This is a genomic window from Effusibacillus consociatus, assembly GCF_042652925.1.
GTDB classification, from domain to species: domain Bacteria; phylum Bacillota; class Bacilli; order Tumebacillales; family Effusibacillaceae; genus Effusibacillus; species Effusibacillus consociatus.
Genome location: NZ_JBHSHC010000154.1, coordinates 1 through 17,411, shown reverse-complemented (window position 1 = coordinate 17,411; position 17,411 = coordinate 1). Strand labels below are relative to the sequence as shown.

16 protein-coding genes, 5 tRNA genes, 1 rRNA gene and 1 pseudogene are annotated in these 17,411 nt (G+C 47.9%); 7 read left to right on the top strand and 16 right to left on the bottom strand.

The window, feature by feature from the left end; all coding sequences use genetic code 11:
* Positions 1 to 274: 274 nt before the first annotated feature.
* Positions 275 to 487, bottom strand: coding sequence for a hypothetical protein (locus ACFO8Q_RS22130; protein WP_380029195.1), 213 nt, complete (start codon positions 485 to 487; stop codon positions 275 to 277).
* 181 nt (positions 488 to 668) lie between these two features.
* On the opposite strand from ACFO8Q_RS22130, the gene ACFO8Q_RS22125 reads away from it, so the two are divergent.
* From ACFO8Q_RS22125 to ACFO8Q_RS22105, 5 genes are all read left to right on the top strand, one after another.
* Positions 669 to 1,565, top strand: coding sequence for an ABC transporter substrate-binding protein (locus ACFO8Q_RS22125; protein WP_380029193.1), 897 nt, complete (start codon positions 669 to 671; stop codon positions 1,563 to 1,565).
* A 12-nt stretch (positions 1,566 to 1,577) separates the two neighbouring features.
* Positions 1,578 to 2,276 (top strand): ABC transporter permease, encoded by a 699-nt coding sequence (locus ACFO8Q_RS22120; protein ID WP_380029191.1) that lies wholly within the window; start codon positions 1,578 to 1,580, stop codon positions 2,274 to 2,276.
* Between the two features lie 3 nt (positions 2,277 to 2,279).
* Positions 2,280 to 3,011 (top strand): energy-coupling factor ABC transporter ATP-binding protein, encoded by a 732-nt coding sequence (locus ACFO8Q_RS22115; protein WP_380029189.1) that lies wholly within the window; start codon positions 2,280 to 2,282, stop codon positions 3,009 to 3,011.
* A 49-nt stretch (positions 3,012 to 3,060) separates the two neighbouring features.
* Positions 3,061 to 3,273, top strand: a complete 213-nt coding sequence (locus tag ACFO8Q_RS22110) for an O-methyltransferase (protein ID WP_380029454.1) — start codon at positions 3,061 to 3,063, stop codon at positions 3,271 to 3,273.
* Between the two features lie 317 nt (positions 3,274 to 3,590).
* Positions 3,591 to 3,923 (top strand): HAD hydrolase-like protein, encoded by a 333-nt coding sequence (locus ACFO8Q_RS22105; protein ID WP_380029187.1) that lies wholly within the window; start codon positions 3,591 to 3,593, stop codon positions 3,921 to 3,923.
* 42 nt (positions 3,924 to 3,965) lie between these two features.
* Here ACFO8Q_RS22105 and ACFO8Q_RS22100 read toward each other — a convergent pair whose 3' ends face one another.
* The 5 genes and pseudogenes from ACFO8Q_RS22100 to ACFO8Q_RS22080 form a co-directional block, all read right to left on the bottom strand.
* Positions 3,966 to 4,529: a GNAT family N-acetyltransferase gene (locus tag ACFO8Q_RS22100; protein WP_380029185.1), complete on the bottom strand. Its 564-nt coding sequence runs from the start codon at positions 4,527 to 4,529 to the stop codon at positions 3,966 to 3,968.
* A gap of 40 nt (positions 4,530 to 4,569) precedes the next feature.
* Complete coding sequence (ligA, locus tag ACFO8Q_RS22095; RefSeq protein WP_380029183.1) at positions 4,570 to 6,582, bottom strand: NAD-dependent DNA ligase LigA; 2,013 nt, start codon at positions 6,580 to 6,582, stop codon at positions 4,570 to 4,572.
* A 155-nt stretch (positions 6,583 to 6,737) separates the two neighbouring features.
* Positions 6,738 to 7,855, bottom strand: a pseudogene (locus tag ACFO8Q_RS22090) (RNA-guided endonuclease InsQ/TnpB family protein).
* Positions 7,856 to 8,040: 185 nt separating this feature from the next.
* The gene (gene pcrA, locus ACFO8Q_RS22085; protein ID WP_380029180.1) at positions 8,041 to 10,287 is read right to left on the bottom strand and encodes a DNA helicase PcrA; all 2,247 of its coding nucleotides are present in this window, start codon (positions 10,285 to 10,287) and stop codon (positions 8,041 to 8,043) included.
* Between the two features lie 113 nt (positions 10,288 to 10,400).
* Complete coding sequence (locus ACFO8Q_RS22080; RefSeq protein WP_380029178.1) at positions 10,401 to 11,351, bottom strand: ATP-binding protein; 951 nt, start codon at positions 11,349 to 11,351, stop codon at positions 10,401 to 10,403.
* A gap of 128 nt (positions 11,352 to 11,479) precedes the next feature.
* Here ACFO8Q_RS22080 and rseP point away from each other — a divergent pair, with 128 nt between their 5' ends.
* Positions 11,480 to 12,523: an RIP metalloprotease RseP gene (rseP, locus tag ACFO8Q_RS22075; protein ID WP_380029175.1), complete on the top strand. Its 1,044-nt coding sequence runs from the start codon at positions 11,480 to 11,482 to the stop codon at positions 12,521 to 12,523.
* A 201-nt stretch (positions 12,524 to 12,724) separates the two neighbouring features.
* On the opposite strand, the gene ACFO8Q_RS22070 is transcribed toward rseP, so the two are convergent.
* Positions 12,725 to 13,438 (bottom strand): geranylgeranylglyceryl/heptaprenylglyceryl phosphate synthase, encoded by a 714-nt coding sequence (locus ACFO8Q_RS22070; RefSeq protein ID WP_380029173.1) that lies wholly within the window; start codon positions 13,436 to 13,438, stop codon positions 12,725 to 12,727.
* A complete protein-coding gene (locus ACFO8Q_RS22065; RefSeq protein ID WP_380029170.1) occupies positions 13,435 to 13,728 on the bottom strand; it encodes a YerC/YecD family TrpR-related protein in 294 nt (97 codons plus the stop codon). Before ACFO8Q_RS22065 ends, ACFO8Q_RS22070 begins: the two co-directional genes overlap by 4 nt.
* Positions 13,729 to 13,920: 192 nt before the next feature.
* On the opposite strand from ACFO8Q_RS22065, the gene ACFO8Q_RS22060 reads away from it, so the two are divergent.
* Positions 13,921 to 14,358: a hypothetical protein gene (locus tag ACFO8Q_RS22060; protein ID WP_380029168.1), complete on the top strand. Its 438-nt coding sequence runs from the start codon at positions 13,921 to 13,923 to the stop codon at positions 14,356 to 14,358.
* Positions 14,359 to 14,360: 2 nt separating this feature from the next.
* Here the strand turns inward: ACFO8Q_RS22060 and ACFO8Q_RS22055 are convergent, their stop codons facing one another.
* The 8 genes from ACFO8Q_RS22055 to rrf all read right to left on the bottom strand — a co-directional run.
* Positions 14,361 to 15,653, bottom strand: a complete 1,293-nt coding sequence (locus tag ACFO8Q_RS22055) for a helix-turn-helix domain-containing protein (protein ID WP_380029165.1) — start codon at positions 15,651 to 15,653, stop codon at positions 14,361 to 14,363.
* Between the two features lie 146 nt (positions 15,654 to 15,799).
* On the bottom strand, positions 15,800 to 16,747 hold the full coding sequence (locus ACFO8Q_RS22050; RefSeq protein WP_380029163.1) for a peptidyl-prolyl cis-trans isomerase: 948 nt from the start codon (positions 16,745 to 16,747) through the stop codon (positions 15,800 to 15,802).
* A 98-nt stretch (positions 16,748 to 16,845) separates the two neighbouring features.
* A tRNA-Gly gene (locus ACFO8Q_RS22045) sits at positions 16,846 to 16,919 on the bottom strand.
* A gap of 7 nt (positions 16,920 to 16,926) precedes the next feature.
* Positions 16,927 to 17,003 (bottom strand) — tRNA-Pro (locus tag ACFO8Q_RS22040).
* Positions 17,004 to 17,028: 25 nt separating this feature from the next.
* Positions 17,029 to 17,105: transfer RNA gene (locus tag ACFO8Q_RS22035), tRNA-Ile, on the bottom strand.
* A gap of 26 nt (positions 17,106 to 17,131) precedes the next feature.
* Positions 17,132 to 17,206 (bottom strand) — tRNA-Gly (locus ACFO8Q_RS22030).
* A 54-nt stretch (positions 17,207 to 17,260) separates the two neighbouring features.
* Positions 17,261 to 17,335, bottom strand: a tRNA-Gln gene (locus ACFO8Q_RS22025).
* 7 nt (positions 17,336 to 17,342) lie between these two features.
* Positions 17,343 to 17,411 (bottom strand): 5S ribosomal RNA (rrf, locus tag ACFO8Q_RS23970); the annotation flags it as partial.

Here is a 17,411-nt window from a genome sequence, read left to right as displayed (position 1 = left end):
TGTTCAGAAGTTTGGAGACATGCTAGATCACATTTAGTACGTATTTGTGTACCAAACAAACCAGCGTGGGACTATAAGGAGTAGAATTGCGAGTATTGTTTGCCACGAAAAGAATTTTTTCTTGTCTTATAAAACTCGACAGCTCTACCTCCGACTAGAATAGGCCGAACCCCGGAAATTTCCAGAGCTTCCGTTAATAATGAAATATTTGCAAATTTTTTTGAGAGGGTCATCAATGTTTCTTAGCAAACGAAGTTTCGTGAGCCAATCCTCCCTATTTTCCAACATATCTCCACTTCCTCTCCCCAATTCGGATCATATTTTCCTGCCGCCTTCTGCTGGCAATTTCGATTAACAGCAACTTTTCTTCTTCCGATCGAGGCTTATTGTCTGTCGGACGTTGTTGTCTCTTTGACCGAATCAGAGTTTCCATCCCTCGAGCCTTTTGAATCCGCTCATTTATCTCGTCGAGTTTAAAGTTATGCATAATGTCATCTCCGATTCCCAGTCTTTCCATTATTATATAACATGTCCCACCAGCACGTCATAAGACAATCCCCTTCCCACAAACCCAAATGGAAAATTAACTCAGCTAAATTGGAAGTAATTGACGTATTTTTCAACTCCACCTAAACTGAAAGTAAACTATCTGGAGAAGGAGAATCGGTATGAAAAATAAACTGTCTCCCATGCGCCAATTATTGGCTGCTTCCGTAGCACTTTCGATGCTTGTCGGCTGCAGTACCTCCTCAACAACACCTTCTTCAACCCCTGGCACACAGCCATCTCCTCCAGAAAATCCGAATGTGATTCTCGCCACTACCACCAGTACGCAAGACAGCGGGCTGCTGGACGTACTAATCCCGGAATTCGAAAAGAAAACCGGCTATAAGGTCAAACCGATCGCAGTCGGCACCGGGCAAGCTCTTGCAATGGGGGAAAAAGGGGAAGCGGACGTGTTGTTGACCCATGCCCCATCCTCAGAGAAGAAACTGGTGAATGAAAAATCAGTGATCAACTATCAGCTCGTCATGCACAATGATTTCGTTATGGTAGGACCTGCCGCTGACCCGGCCAAAATCAAAGGCAAAAAAACTGCAGCAGAAGCATTGCAGGCAATTGCGGCAAGCAGGTCGATCTTCGTTTCACGCGGAGATGAATCGGGCACCCACAAGATGGAGAAATCGCTATGGAAAAAAGCGAACGTCGAACCGCACGGCGTTTGGTATCAAGAAAGCGGTTCCGGTATGGGGCAAACTCTCAATCTCGCTTCTGAAAAAAGCGGTTATACATTAACTGACCGGGCGACCTATCTGTCTGTAAAGAAAAATTTAAAGCTCGATATTTTGGTCGAAGGCGAAAAAACTTTATTGAACATTTACCACGTGATGCAGGTGAATCCGGATAAATTCCCGAAGGTTAATCAAGACGGAGCGAAAGCTTTTGTCCACTTCCTGATCCAGAAAGAGACGCAAGACAAGATCGGGGAATTTGGAAAAGACAAGTTTGGCCAACCCCTCTTTTTCCCGGATGCGGGAAAGCAGGAACAGGAGATCGGCAACTAAGGGTGTGACTGCATGGAGTTGATTTGGGAAGGTCTCGTGAAAGCCTTCCATATGATCCTAACCGGTGATCCGGAAGTCTTGAAAATTACGCTGTTGACACTTGAAGTATCAGGTACCGCGACCTTTATCAGTCTGCTGATCGGAGTTCCTCTCGGAACCCTTTTGGCAGTAACCAAATTCCCCGGCAAACGGTTTGTTCTGAGTTTGGTGAACACCGGGATGGGGTTGCCACCTGTGGTAGCAGGACTCTGGGTAACCATTTTTCTTTGGCGCTCGGGACCGCTTGGTGAACTCAACTTGCTGTATACTCCAACTGCGATTATTATTGCCCAAGCAGTGATTGCATCCCCAATTGTGATCGGATTAACCAGCGCAGCCATTCAACAAACGGATCCGAAACTTCGGCTTCAAATTCAGGCGTTGGGAACTACCCGTGTTCAGTATGTATGGTTTTTGTTGAAAGAGTGTCGTTACTCTCTGCTGGCAGCAGTCATTGCTGGCTTCGGAGCTGTTGTGTCTGAAGTGGGTGCCTCGATGATGGTCGGCGGCAATGTGAAAGGGCATACCCGCGTGCTCACTACAGCAACCATCATGGAAGTCTCGAAAGGAAATTTTGATGTGGCGATTGCATTAAGCGTGATTCTCGCTCTCCTCTCGTATCTCGTCACAGTGTGGTTAACCTTTCTTCAACAAAAACGACTGGGGGTCTAGCCCATGTTGAACGCCCAAAACATTCTTTGGAAACCCGGGGGCAAGCCCATCTTGCAGGGAGTTACTTTTCGATTGAAAAACGGGGAAATCGTAGGTCTGGTTGGTCCCAACGGTTCCGGCAAAAGCAGCCTGTTAAAAATACTCGCTTTTTTAGAATCACCTACACAAGGAATACTTACCTTTCACGGACAGTCGATCACAGGAAAAGTTCCTCTTTCCATCCGAAGAAAAATTGCGGTTGTGTTTCAAGAGCCCCTCTTATTAAATACTACCGTTTTTGAAAATGTAGCCGCCGGATTAAAAATTCGTGGAGTCCCCAAACCGGAGACCCAGCTTCGGGTCGAGAATTGGCTGACCCGCTTTGGGATTTCGCATCTCGCCAAACAGCATGCCCATTCCTTGTCAGGAGGGGAAGCACAGCGGGTGAGCCTCGCCCGCGCTTTCGTTCTTGAACCGTCAGTATTGTTTATGGATGAACCATTTTCGGCTCTGGATGTTTCAACAAAGGAATCTTTGCTTGAAGATTTGTCCCTGATCCTAAAAACGACTTCCGTAACAGCCGTACTTATCAGCCACGACTTTCGCGACATTCTCCGGCTCACACAACGGACTGTTATTTTGGTCGACGGTAAGATAGCAGCGGAAGGAAATCCATATCAATTGCTTCATTCAGCGCAACCGGATTCCGTTCAACAATTTTTGTCACCCTGGAGAATCTCGTTGATGCGTTCATAAGCTTATAGAAGGACCGATTACAGGAGGGAAAGCCAATTACACGGAATGAATATATTCAATCGTTGTTTACAGCCTCGCAAAGCCCGGAGCAATTATTACCGCGGATAACGTTTTGTGGAAGGATCGTGTCCTCGCCCCTGAAAACCGAGACGCCGATACCGAATCCATCCGTCAATTTAACCGGAAGATGGCGGAAGATCCCCGGCTGGAATCATTATTGCCCTCGATATACGACGGATTCGCAGTAGCACGAGTCAAATAAGGAGGTTATTCGTATACCGACATTATTTCTTTGGGATATCGATGGAACATTAATTCGTGGAAAAGGTGCAGGCAAGCGGGCAATGAACGAAGCTTTCCTGTCCCTATTCGGAATATCTGACGCTTTTGACGATATCCGAATGGCAGGAGGGCTGGACCTGCCTTTTATCCACTCTGTTTTTCAAAAACATCATGTAGACTTTGATCGATTGCCGGAATTTACGGATGCTTATTTTAGCTTCTTAAAGCGGGAAGCGAACAGGGGAAATTTTGAATTGCTGCCTGGAGTCACGGCGATCTTGGAGCAGATCGATAAATTTGGAAAATGGCGGTCGTATCAAGTTGGGGCCATTTGGCCTGAATCGATATTTTCCTGTCGGCGGTTTTTGCACAACTATTGTTGAACGTTATCAAGTTCTCCAAGAAGGAATTGAGCGCGCCCGCAACCATTACAAAATCAATTTTACTCCCGATCAGGTAATTGTTATCGGTGACACGCTCAAGGATATCGAAGCCGCAAGAAAAATTGGGGCCAGAGTGATTGCGGTTGCAACCGGCGGAAATACTTACGAGGAACTTCTTGCAAAAGAGCCGGATTTGCTTTTAGCCAATTTCACCAATGACCGGCTCTTTTTTTCTCTGCTCGATTGACCACCGAGGCACCGGTGGTTTTTTCTTACGCCAAATAAGTACTCAGCCTTGCTTGAACCGCCGGCCATTCTTCATCAAGAATACTGTATACACTGTATCACGGATAAATCCGTCATGCAGAATTCGATGACGTCTCAAAACACCTTCTTTAACCGCACCTAATCTTTCGATGGCACGTTGTGAACGAATGTTTCGCGCATCAGTTTTAATCTGCACCCGAACGGTTTGCAAATTCTCAAAACAATGCTTTAACAGGAGAAACTTACACTCCGTATTGATTCGGGTTCGCCACACCTTCGGGTTGAGCCAGGTCCATCCGATTTCGAGATTTCGATTCGGAATGGAGATATCCAGAAACCGGGTACTGCCTACAATCTCATCATTTTCCTGGTCTATAATGACGAAAGGAAATTCACTGCCTTTCGCCCTTGCAAGCAGAGCTGTTTCAACCAACTTTTTCATGTCGTCCAAACGTTCAACCCGCATCGGCATATAGTCCCAGATCTCCTCGGATCCCGCCGCTTCAAACAAGCCTTCCACATGCGAGTGTTCCATCGGAACCAATTCGGCTCTTCCCCCAATCAGCACAACCGGTTTGATCTTCAATCCCGCTCCCCCCTGCCACCAATGCACCGCACCCAGTTTTTTATTGTTGTGATTCCAGCCACTGAAGCAACGTTGCTTCGTCCAAAACTTCGACACCAAGTTCCCTCGCCTTATCGAGTTTGGAGCCCGCTTTCTCGCCTGCAACAAGATAATCGGTATTTTTTGATACCGAACCGGTAACTTTACCGCCCCGCTGCTCAATCAAACGTCCAGCTTCTTTGCGGTCCATGGAAGCGAGGGTTCCGGTCAGAACAAATGTCTTGCCAAGGAATGGGGAATCTTCAGTTGCGATGACTGCCGGTCTTTGATAACGGAAGTTCACACCGGCTTGCCGAAGCTTTTCAATCACCCGCTGCGCGGTTTCCTGTTCAAAGTATTCCTTGACCGACTCCGCCATCTTCGGGCCGATCTCGGGAACCGTTACCAGTTCCTCGACACTCGCCTGCATCAGACCATCAAGTGTATCGAAATGATCGGCCAGGAGTTTGGCCGCTTTTTCCCCGACAAAACGGATTCCCAAACCAAAGATTAACCGCTCAACCGAATTGCTCTTCGACTTCTCGATCGAATCGAGCAGGTTCTGGGCAGATTTTTTCCCCATCCGCTCAAGGGGCAGCAGGTTGTCCATGGTGAGATAGTACAGGTCAGCCGGATCACGAACCAATCCGTTTTCAAACAACTGCGTAACGATTTGCTCCCCAAGCCCATCGATATTCATCGCATCACGGGACACGAAGTGAATAATTCCTTCCCGGTTGTGTGCGGGACATTGCGGATTGATGCATCGAAGCGCAACTTCCCCTTCTAACCGTACCAATTCGGCATTACATTCCGGACAATGCGCAGGCATGAAGAAGGGTCTTTCGGCACCCGTTCTCTTCTCCGTTACCACGCGGACAATCTCTGGTATGATATCCCCGGCTTTCTGAACGACAACCGTGTCTCCAAGCATGACATCCAGTTCCCGGATTCGATCTTCATTGTGCAGAGTCGCACGTGAGACAGTTGTACCCGCCAAACGCACCGGATCCAGAATGGCAGTCGGTGTGACTGCACCCGTACGACCTACATTGACAATAATGTCACGCAAAATGGTCTCCGCTTGTTCCGCTGCAAACTTGTACGCAATCGCCCAACGAGGGCTTTTTGCAGTTGTTCCCAAACGCGGGTACAAATGCGTTTGGTTCACTTTGATCACGATGCCGTCAATCTCGTAGGGCAACGCTGCACGCTGTTCACCGGTCCACGACTGCACAAATTCAATTACCGCTTCAATGTCAGGCAGCACTCGCCGTTCCGGATTCACTTTAAATCCGAGTTCATGGAGAAGGTCCAATCCCTGTGAGTGCGTAGGTATTGTCTCACCTTCGATCGATCCGATCGCGTAAGTAAAGATCGACAGGTTGCGCTTCCCCACAATGCGGGGATCCAACTGCCGCAAAGAGCCTGCCGCCGCATTTCTCGGATTTGCAAAAAGCGGTTCGCCCGCTTGTTCTCTTTCCTGGTTGATCCGTTCAAACTCCCGTTTCGGCAAGTACGCTTCACCGCGAACCTCCATCGTGAGCGGTTTGGACAGAATTAACGGCAGCGCCTTAATGGTCTTTAGATTCGCGGTGATATCCTCGCCGACTTCTCCATCGCCTCGGGTAGCACCTCGAACGAAAACTCCATTTTCATAGATCAGCGAAACCGCCAACCCGTCAATCTTCAGCTCCACCACATACTCGAACGCTTCGCCTGCCACAAGAGACTTTACGCGGCGGTCAAAGTCACGCAAGTCTTCCGGTCCAAACGCATTGGCAAGAGACAGCATTGGATTTCGATGGGCCACTTTTTCGAACCCTTCCAACACTGTGCCGCCTATTCTCTGTGTAGGCGAGTCAGGTGTGATCAGATCCGGATATTCCGCTTCGAGTGCGATCAATTCCTGCATCAGTTGATCGTATTCATAATCGCTAATAGTTGGTTGATCCAACACATAGTAGCTGTAATCATGCTTTTTAATAATCGACCGCAGTTCTTCGATTCTTGCTGTCGCTTGTTCGCGAGACATTCACTGCACCGTTGCCAAGAACTTATAAAAGTTTATAAATCCTTGTTTGCTTCCTTGTTCATCGAGTCCGCTTTTGCCGAAGCTACTTACGTTTGATATGACTCTCCGAAGGCGTAAATTCGGATGCAACGAATCCTACATATTGGCGTTAACGTTCAGGTGTCAGATCGCCAATTCGATAGGTTGATGGCCGCGTTCAGGTCACGGTCCATCGCAAGTCCGCAATGACATTCGTATGTACGGTCAGACAGCTTCAAATCTTGCTTGATCTGCCCGCAGAAGGAACACTGTTTAGATGATGGGAACCATTTGTCGGCCAGGATGAAACGTGCCTCAATCTTCCCGCACTTGTATTTCATCTGCCGGACAAATTCATGCAGCTTTTGTCCGGCAATGGCCTTGCTCAAGTGACGGTTCTTCATCATCCCTTTCACATTCAAGTCCTCCATCACAACGGCGCTCGGCTTGGTTTTCGCGATCGCGCTTGTTGCTGGTGAATGTGATTGGTGCGGATATTCGTTAGTCTCCGGTGAAGCAAACGAATCGACCTTTCAACTTTTACAATGTTGCAAGTCTTGACGAAACGGTTTCCCTCCTTGTTCATTTCGTATTTTCGGGAAACTTTGCGCTGCAACCTGCGCAAGCGTTTCTCCGCATTTCTTACGGCAGCAGATTTGTTGATGTTTTTGAATACCATACCATTACTGCATACGGCCAATTCCTTAACGCCTACATCAATGCCGATGACTTCTCCGGTCAGTTCCGGCTTTTCCGTTTTCTGCTCGATCCCGACAGATACATACCAATATTTCCCGTCAAACGATACTCGCGGATTGCTGTATTTGTCCGATTCGGGAAATGGTTCACTCGTTTGTACCCACCCGATCTTTTCAAGATAGACGGCTCTTCCTTCTACTTTAAACCGGTCATATCTGCTGTAAAACGCCGGTTTTGACCGTTTCCTGCTTTTGAACTTCGGTTTCCCGGATTGGCCTTTGAACATCTTCTTGTAGGAGCCGCAAGCGTCTTTGACGGCCTGTTTTGTAGTCTGTGCTGATATTTCATTCAGCCACGCATAGTCTTCCGTCTGCTTCAGCCTCGTCAGTTCTTTCCGCAGTTGACCGTCGGAGATGAACTTTCCGCCGTTCCGACAATTTTCTTCCTGTCGGGCAAGTGTCCAATTATACACCCAGCGAGCGGCTCCTGCGGAATGCCATAGTTGTTTCTCTTGTTCAGGAGTCGGTTTGATTCTCACTTTTTTCGCCAGAATCATCTTCTACAACTCCTTAAGCACTCCTGGCTCTGTTTGCTCGCTTGCCTTGCAAGCGGCAACTAGAATGGCGACTGAATACAGTAACGATTTGAACAAGGTCTTCGGGAGGAAACGATGAGTTCCAGCAACTGATTGAGTCCTTCACCCCGCCAAAGTGACGAAATCGTCGGCAGGGACCCGATCAGTTATTCTTTCGTAATAGGAGCAAATTTCGCAAGCAGTTTCCGCACTCCGGTCGGAGGGGCAAACTCAACGGTTAATTCAAGATCCTCTCCGTTGCCGGCACGTTCGACAATCGTTCCTGTTCCCCAGGCTTTATGTTTGACCTTATCGCCGACCTCCCAGGAAACGGACAAGTCTGCGCCAAATCCCTTCGGGATATGAGTGCCTATCGTTGCGGAACGAACCGCACGATTCCCCGTACTTCCGGTTGCAGCACCACCGAACGCCCCGCCTCCGAACCCTCGACCCAGTCCTCCGCCACGTACCGCAGAGCCGGTCTCTTCAACGAGATCGGCCGGAATTTCTTTAAGGAAACGAGACTCCGGATTGCTGCGGGTTTGCCCAAACAACGTTCGGGTTAAGCACGTTGTCAGGTACAATTTCTCCTCCGCCCTAGTGATTCCCACATAACAGAGGCGACGTTCCTCTTCCATTTCATCCGGATCGTCGAGTGAACGGCTGTGCGGAAAAATTCCTTCTTCCAATCCCGCAAGAAATACGATCGGAAATTCCAGCCCTTTTGCCGAGTGAAGGGTCATCAAAGCAACCGCATCCGACTCCCCTGTCATCGAATCGACATCCGCCACGAGCGCCACTTCAGACAGGAATGTAATCAACCCTTCTCCCGGATAGCGTTTCTCGAATTCTTGTGTGACAGACAGAAACTCCTCCAAGTTTTCCAAACGGGTTTCCGCCTCAATTGTTTTCTCCGCTTTCAATTCCGCCCGATATCCGCTGATTGTCAACATCTCATCGGTCAATTCGGTTACGGACAGATATTGTTGTTGAGTTGCCAGATTACGGATCATGAGCACAAAATCTTGAATCGCCTTCGTGAAACGGGCGGAAAGTCCGATTTGTTCAACTTCCATCATGGCAGCAAACATCGAGATCCCGTTTGCATCTGCATAAGCCCGAATCTTGTCCAATGTACCGTCCCCGATCCCCCGCTTGGGAACGTTGATGATCCGGTTTAACGAGATATCGTCATTCATATTGGCGATGAGACGAAGATAGGCGAGTACGTCTTTAATTTCTTTCCGTTCATAGAATCGAATTCCCCCGACAATTGTATAAGCGATCGATGACTTCACCATTACATCTTCCAGCACACGTGATTGGGCATTCGTCCGGTACAGAACCGCGCAATCTTTATAAGAAAATCCTTCATCCAGCGCTTTTTGAATCTGCTGCACGATAAAATAAGCCTCTTCATGTTCGTTCATCGCCCGGCAGAGGACAATCGGTTCCCCTTCCGGCTTGTCCGACCACAGGTTTTTCGCTTTGCGCTGTGTATTCAGTTGGATCACGGCGTTTGCCGCATTCAGGATTTTCTTTGTGGAACGGTAATTTTGCTCCAGCTTAATCACAACCGCATCCGAATAATCCTTCTCGAAGTTCAGAATGTTCCAGATGTCGGCCCCCCGCCAGCCATAGATCGACTGATCCGAATCTCCCACCACACAGAGGTTGCGCCGTTTCGAAGCAAGCAGCTTGATGAGCCTGTACTGGGCATGGTTGGTATCCTGATATTCATCCACGTGAATATAATGGAATTTATTCTGATAATATTCGAGCGTGGACGGGTCGCTCTCAAACAACTCCACCGTCTTCATGATCAAATCGTCAAAATCGAGCGAGTTGTTGGCCCGCAGCCTTTTCTGATACCTTTCGTATACCTGTGCAGCCACTTGCTGAAAAATATCCTTTGCTTGTTTGGCATACGCCTGCGGACCCAACAGCATATTTTTGGCGCCCGAAATATGGCTCAAAATCGCACGCGGCTCGAATTTTTTCGAATCCAGATTCAAATCGGCCAAACATTGCTTAACGGCCATCAACTGGTCGGCCGAGTCGAGAATGGTGAAGCTGGATGCATACCCGATTTTCTCTATCTCGCGGCGCAAGATCCGCACACACATCGAATGAAACGTGGAGACCCACATATCCGCCGCAATGGACCCTACCAATTTTTCTACACGATCCCGCATTTCACGGGCTGCTTTATTTGTAAATGTAATCGCCAAAATCGACCAGGGAGCCACCCGATGCTCGTGAATCAAATACGCAATCCGTCTCGTCAGCGTACTTGTTTTCCCCGAGCCGGCACCTGCCAGAATCAAGAGCGGTCCGTCTTTATGCAGAACCGCCTCCCGCTGCTGCGGGTTCAGACCTTGTAAAATCACATCCGAATTGCCGATTGAAATCATTCCTTCACCGCCTGTAAAATACTAACCGCAAACATACGTTCGCAACTTTATTATCATTGTAGCATTACTACTTCAATAAAAAAAGGCTCCTTTCCTGCAAAGGAACCTCACCATTATTTTCCCCTGTTATCCGCCATCCGGACCATCATCAAATCCGATGCATAGGGTCCAACCTTGGCGTACCATTTTTTTAATGAAGTGGGTGAAATCGTATCCATGTTGCGCGGCATCATCATATGAAATTGGATCAATGTTGCCACTTCAAGAGCCAGTTCGATCGGGTAGCCCATTCTGGGCAAAATCTTCAACGCCAACTGTGCCCCGACGTTCTCATGGTCATAAAAATGTCCCATTAAATCTGTTTTCACATATTGCTCCGGGATGTCGGTCCCGTTTACCCGATAAGTCGCACCCGAGTCGAGGCCGTTCCGGATCCGTTCCCCGTTCTCGATCACTACCCGTTCTTTTTTTGCATAGGATGCATACGGTTCAACGATTACCCCGAGAAACTGCTTGATTCCCGGATACCCTTTGCCAATATCGTGCAGAAGAAGCGTCCAAACCATTTTCAAGGAAGTCCCCGCAACAAATGCGGTTGCCTCCAGAATATGATCAAATACGCTGTATGTATGGTACGGGCTGTGCTGATCGAGCCCGATTGTGCCTTTATATTCCGGAATAAACTTCAGTAATGCCCCTTCCCGTTCAAGCCTTCGAAATACCTTAACCGGATCGCTTACCAGTTCTTTTTCATTTTGTTGAAAAAATTCTGCCGCCTGACGGTCAACCTGTAAGTCCTGCAAAATCTCAATACGGTTCAGGCTTTCTGCGTAAGTCGGGATTTGAAGATCACGGTGAATTCCCTGATGCACAAAAATCGCTTCCGTATGTGCGCCACATTCTTTGGCTAAGTTGATAAAAGGAGCCCGTACCTTTGGTGTTCGAAAAGGTGCTTGGATCGCGACGTCCTCACCTGCATTCAGCTTTTGTCGAGCTTGAGCCAACAAGGCTTCAACCTCTTGCGAAGACACCGTGCCATTGATCCGCAAAGTCAACGTGGTCATACATTCCACCCTCTCATATGGTATACTAATTAGCGTACATGATTCCTAAAGAATGTCCGATCCGGCATTTGCATAGATTGAAACAACGGAGTCAACCCTAGACTCGTATAAGGAGTGATATCAAACTTATGAATATTGTCATGGCACTGCTTGCGCTCGGAATTCTCATCTTCATTCACGAACTGGGACACTTCTGGGCAGCTCGTGCAACAGGCGTCAGAGTGGAAGAATTCGCTGTCGGGTTTGGACGTCCGATTTTTAGATTCAGACGGAATGAAACCGTTTATCGTTTGAACTGGATCCCTGTTGGCGGATATGTAAAGATGCTCGGTGAAGACAATCCGGAAGCTGCCAACGCTCCCGACAATTTTAACAATCGCCCGCTTGCCGCCCGCATGCTGGTGATCGTCGCCGGCGTGATCATGAACCTTGTCGGTGCGGTCGTGATTCTTGCGTTAATGATCAACTTATACGGGATGCCGACCGGTAACCTGAAAGATATATACGTTTCCAATGTGGTCCCGGATTCAGTCGCCCAAAAGGCGGGAATACAGCCGAATGACCGCCTCGTTGCCATCAATGGCAAAAAAATCGTCACTCAAAAGGACTTCACAAATGAAGTACAAGCCAATGAAGGTCGTCCTGTTACTATACAAGTACTTCGCGACTCGAAGACCCTTGACCTGCAAATGACGCCAATCCGGCAAGGGGATAAGCCGCCCATGGTGGGAATCAGCATCGGCGGAACCCCGGTGTATGAACAATACGGCGGTTTTCTTCAAAATACGAAGGCTGCGATTCAGCACACCGGTCAGTTGACTTATCTGACAGTCGATGGATTAGCCAAATTGGTTACCGGTCAATTCGCTTTTAAAGATATGGCAGGTCCGGTAGGTATTATCAAGATCACAGGAGAAGCGTCAGAGGCCGGACTTTCCAACTACCTGCACATTATGGCTTTGCTTTCCGTGAACCTGGCGGTCTTGAATCTGGTACCGATTCCCGGGTTAGACGGAGGCCGACTGGTATTCCTCATCCTGGAGGGCTTACGGGGCGGGAAAAGGATCCCGATTGAAAAGGAAGCTTCGATTAACCTGATCGGTATCCTGTTCCTGCTCGGATTGATGGTGATTGTCACGTTCCAAGACGTGTTCAAACTGATCTCCCCGTGAAAATTCGACAAAAATGTGAAGATTCGACAAGTCTATTGACGATGTTTCGACAGCCAAGGTATAATCCTTCACATAGTAAAGAATACCCATTTCGTAACGGCCCATGACGAACATTCTTGTCGTTGTGGGTCGTTTTGCTGCGAATTAAAGAAAAACCCCGCAAATGAATGTACCTGAAATCCCGCATCCATTTGTGGGGTTTTATTTTCTTAAGGAGTGCACAGCCCTCACCGTTTCTCTTACGACATCCATTCCTTTTTCATAAAGGGCGTTGCCGACGACAATTGTATCCGCAATATCTGCCATTTCAACAGCCTTCTCAGCCGAGTCGATACCGCCGCCGTACACCAGATGTACATTTGTGTTCTGACGGACTGCCCGCACCCAATCAGGATCACCGTATTTCCCGCTGTATTCCAGATAGATCACTCGAATCCCAAAAATCTGTTCCGCTGCAGTTGCGTAAGCGACAGCCTTTTCCGAACTCTGCGGAACCGCGGACTGCGTGAGTTTCGCTACAGCCGCGTCGGGATTCAAGATGATGTACCCTTCCGTAACCACTCGTTCCCAAGGAATGATTCTGCCGAACTGCTCTACGGCTTCCACATGCTTGCCGATCAGCCAGTCGGTATTCCCCGCGTTCAATGCCACCGGAATGCCGTATCCGTCCGCGTCAGGCATAACCGCAGACTGGTCGGAAATTTCCTGCCATACGGGCAAACTTGGTGCAAAAATGCGAAGACGCCTCATCAGATCGGCCGTTTTTTCAAATGTAATCCCCTGCGTGCCCCCGATTAAAACGGCATCTGTCGCGATTCGCCCTAACTCTTCCAATTGATGGTTCGCAATTGCCCGGTCGGGGTCCAGTTTCACCACGTGCCGCCAGGAAGTCCAAGGCAGTTTTCCGGCACTCATTTATTCAATCGGTCCAAAATCAGGTTGTATCCTTCCGTCCCGTAATTGAGACATCGCTTAACGCGGCTTATAGTGGCTGTGCTCGCACCCGTCTCCGCCTCAATTTGACTGTACGTAAACCCTTTCCGTAACATACGGGCCACTTCCAAACGCTGTGCCAGGGATTGAATTTCATTGACCGTAGCCAGATCATCAAAGAATTGATAACATTCCTCCAGTGTTTTCAACTGCAAAATTCCTTCGAAAAGCTGCTGCAACGTTTTGTCCCCACGAAGCTTATCGAGCTGCATCCGAAATTCCTCCCGAGTCCCTTTCAATCTTAAATGCGTTACCATTGTACCACGTCATAGACAGTAAGAAAAGCGGACACCCATTCACATCTTTAACCAGTCAAAACGATTAATATTCCCGAAAAATCCCCATACTATGTAAAGAATTGGCATTTGCCAGTCACGGCGCAGGTATCGGGGGAGGTTTTAAAAATGGGGTTTTCAATAAAAAAATGGGTACAGGAAGTTTGTATGGTCATGCTGCTCTGTTCGTTCGTTATCTTAGCCAATGTGCTAATCGGGTGGATGGTCATCCTGACTCATTACTCTTTTTACATGGCTGTTTTCTTTTTTTTATTTATCCCCGTGTGGTTATTTGCATTCGGCCTGGTCTTTCATTCCAAATGGAAATGGTATTTCATGTTGCCTGGAAGTTTTTTGGCGGGTCTTTTTCTTTGTTTCACATTTTTCATTCGAGGCGAAGATCTATCCTTTCGGATCTTGAATGCACTGCTGCTCGCTTCGATCGGAAGCCTGTCTGTCCTTGGCGGATGGGCAATCCGTGAATTGATCCATAGCATCAGGAAAGTGTTTGCAAATAAAAAAGGGAAGCAGCGTTCAGAAGAACACCCGACTTCCCTGGGGCTGTAGGATTACACCAGAACCTTTCGGTCACGCAGATTCTCCACCATCGCACTGTTCATTTTTTCAAGCGATTCCATGGCTTCCCGATACATTCCCTGCTTTTTGAAAATATCCCCGTATACCGCGTATACTTTCACCTTATCAGCGGCAGAACCGGTTGTCTCGACAATGGCTGCCGCTTTCTGAATCCACTCCAAAGCACTTTCATACTTTTCCTTCTCCAACTCAATGGTGGCCAACATTCGGTAAATCGTGGCCCGCTCCATTTCATCAACGGGTTTTAACTCAAGAGCCTTTTCGCAATGGAGAATTGCCTTTTCATACTGTTTGTCTTGAAATAATACGCGGGCCAGTGCAGCATGGATCGAGCCGGTCTGCCCCTTAAAGCCGTAATTCTCATAGAGAGACATGCAGTGTGCGAGGATCGCAATTCCTTCGTCGGTGGATCCTGTCTCGCCCAAAACAACACCCGACTGCGCTTCGGCATCAATTGCGGTTTGAAAGGATCTCAAAGCTTGATACAAAGCTGCTGCAGCCTGGGAATAATGCAGGGCAAGATCGTAGTTTTCAAGATTTCGGTTGGCTTTAGCAAGATCAAGATAGATATCTGCAATTTGACGCAGATTATGGTTATCTTTTAAAGCAACAGAAGCTTCTTCAAAATATTCCTTTGCCTGATCCCATTCCGAAATTTGACTGTGAATCGTCCCCAAATGGGAGGCGATTTCGCCAAGTATAAACGGATCGGTGTTTGGTTCTTTTTTCGCAAGATCATATGCTTTTTTCAAATAATGGACAGCGATGGGATAGTTCTGCTGGGAGTAGGCAACTGCCCCGAGCTGGTTCATAATCCGTATCATCTTCACATTGTCTTTGCTGGCAATGGCAGCATCCAGACAAGCTTCGAACAACTCGGCTGCTTTGTCAAATTCTCCCACTTGCAGATAACAGTAAGCCAAATCATATTTAATATCCGTTTGCGAGATTTGCGTAGAAGGCGTATCGTTCATTTGACCAAGAAGTCTGATCGCCTCCTGATAATCTCCTTTGTGCATGATCGCATGAGCAAGTTTATAAGCACTCACTCTCTCCAACTGTGATTCGACATCGGTGAGAAAATATTCAATCGGTGTCTCTAGTTTTTCCGAGATCTGAGCCAGCAGTTGGTGAGATGGATTCGCTTTATCTGATTCGATTTGGCTAATCATACTTGGAGTAACCAGACCTTCACTTAACTCGCTTTGAGTGAGCCCTTTCCGAATACGTAACTCTCGGATTTTCTGCCCCAAAGTTAATTTCATTTGTTCTTACCCCCACATTTAGGTTACACATTCCATTATAATGTTCTTCATTATGCTGTCAAACCAATATTAAAATATTACTTATAAATCCCCGATTTCAATCAGGGTTCGACATCAATGTGATTTAATTCGACATCATGAAAGGTTTAGAAAAACCCCTCTTGTACCAGAGGGATTTCATAAATTAGGGCAGAGAGGTCCTGGGTGCATTCAAGATGTCTTTGTATCGATCGGATAGAATCTTTACATCCACCTGCTTGCGAAGCTCCGGGAGCAGTTGTTCCGGAGGAATCCCTTTTGATTGTTTGATCGCCAATTCGATTTGCGGGGCGAATTTGATCCAGAGTGGGGGTTGTAGCTTGCTTTTTCTCAAGAACTTGAATAATGTGGTAGCCAAAATCGGTCTTTACCGGTTCCGAAATCGCCCCGGCCTTCAGAGTGAAGGCGATTTTATCGAACTCAGGCACCATATTCCCCTGTTCAAAGAAACCAAGGTCGCCTCCTTTTACGGCAGATGTTGAATCCTTGGATTTCTCCTTTGCAATTTTAGCGAAGTCCTCACCTTTTTTCAGGCGATCCAAAACGGCCTTCGCCTCCGCTTCCGTATCTACTAATATATGTCGGGCTTTCACTTGTTCTTTTTGACCATAGTCCTTACCGTGTTCGTCGTAATACTTTTTAATTTCGTCTTCGGTTACCTGGACATCTTTAGCCGCCAGCTTTATCAAGAGGATATGGGTTCTGATTTCTTTCTTTAATTCCTCGAGAGTAATCCCGTCTTGAACAAGCGATTGATGAAAAGTCTCTTCAGACGGAAATTGTTTCTTGAGTTTCTCCAATTCGGGTTCGATCTCTTGAGCGGTCACGGTGATGTTGTTTTTCTTTGCGACCTGTTCAATCACTTGCTGGTGAATCAATTGAGTAAGGACTTTGCTTCCTCCCATTTTCTCCAGTTCCTGCAGCAAATCCTGTTTTGTAATGGTTTCCGGTCCTACCGAGGCCAATGTTGTATTTGCCGAGCCAAAAAACCAAATGGCGCCGATCAAAGCGGCTCCTGCAACGGCTCCTCCGACCGCATACCAAATGTGCTTCATCAATTCGTCTCCTCTCCTGTTGCCTGACTAGGACAAGCGATGTTCATTATACCATGGAAAATAGAGAAGAGACCCAAGAATGGGTCTCTTCGATTGAATGGAGCGGGCGATGGGAATCGAACCCACGCGACCAGCTTGGAAGGCTGGAGTTCTACCATTGAACTACGCCCGCAGAGTTATGGTCGGAGCAGCAGGATTCGAACCTGCGACCTCTTGGTCCCAAGCCAAGCGCGCTACCAAGCTGCGCCATGCTCCGAATGTAAGTTAAAAAATTCAGCAGCTGGTGGGCCCACCAGGACTCGAACCTGGGACCAACCGGTTATGAGCCGGCCGCTCTGACCAACTGAGCTATAGGCCCCGAATGTACCCCATAAGGGGAAGTACTGGAGCGGAAGACGGGGATCGAACCCGCGGCCCTCGCCTTGGCAAGGCGATGCTCTACCGCTGAGCTACTTCCGCAAGTTACCTTACAAGAATACCACGTAGTTGAAACAAGAATCAAGAAGAAATGATTGGCTGGGGTACTAGGATTCGAACCTAGGAATGACGGAGTCAAAGTCCGTTGCCTTACCACTTGGCGATACCCCAATGTACTGCCTAGCAACGACCTACTCTCCCAGGGCTCGTGCCCAAGTACCATCGGCGCTGGAGAGCTTAACTTCCG

What these genes read in the sequence shown, in the direction of transcription:
- ligA (WP_380029183.1), bottom strand. Translation starts at nt 6,582, where the DNA reads ATGTCTCGCGAACAAGCGACAGCAAGAATCGAAGAACTGCGGTCGATT.
- ACFO8Q_RS22120 (WP_380029191.1), top strand. Translation starts at nt 1,578, where the DNA reads ATGGAGTTGATTTGGGAAGGTCTCGTGAAAGCCTTCCATATGATCCTA.
- pcrA (WP_380029180.1), bottom strand. Translation starts at nt 10,287, where the DNA reads ATGATTTCAATCGGCAATTCGGATGTGATTTTACAAGGTCTGAACCCG.
- ACFO8Q_RS22070 (WP_380029173.1), bottom strand. Translation starts at nt 13,438, where the DNA reads ATGAGTGCCGGAAAACTGCCTTGGACTTCCTGGCGGCACGTGGTGAAA.
- ACFO8Q_RS22130 (WP_380029195.1), bottom strand. Translation starts at nt 487, where the DNA reads ATGCATAACTTTAAACTCGACGAGATAAATGAGCGGATTCAAAAGGCT.
- ACFO8Q_RS22080 (WP_380029178.1), bottom strand. Translation starts at nt 11,351, where the DNA reads ATGACCACGTTGACTTTGCGGATCAATGGCACGGTGTCTTCGCAAGAG.
- ACFO8Q_RS22125 (WP_380029193.1), top strand. Translation starts at nt 669, where the DNA reads ATGAAAAATAAACTGTCTCCCATGCGCCAATTATTGGCTGCTTCCGTA.
- ACFO8Q_RS22115 (WP_380029189.1), top strand. Translation starts at nt 2,280, where the DNA reads ATGTTGAACGCCCAAAACATTCTTTGGAAACCCGGGGGCAAGCCCATC.
- ACFO8Q_RS22055 (WP_380029165.1), bottom strand. Translation starts at nt 15,653, where the DNA reads ATGAAATTAACTTTGGGGCAGAAAATCCGAGAGTTACGTATTCGGAAA.
- ACFO8Q_RS22050 (WP_380029163.1), bottom strand. Translation starts at nt 16,747, where the DNA reads ATGAAGCACATTTGGTATGCGGTCGGAGGAGCCGTTGCAGGAGCCGCT.
- ACFO8Q_RS22060 (WP_380029168.1), top strand. Translation starts at nt 13,921, where the DNA reads ATGGGGTTTTCAATAAAAAAATGGGTACAGGAAGTTTGTATGGTCATG.
- ACFO8Q_RS22065 (WP_380029170.1), bottom strand. Translation starts at nt 13,728, where the DNA reads ATGCAGCTCGATAAGCTTCGTGGGGACAAAACGTTGCAGCAGCTTTTC.
- rseP (WP_380029175.1), top strand. Translation starts at nt 11,480, where the DNA reads ATGAATATTGTCATGGCACTGCTTGCGCTCGGAATTCTCATCTTCATT.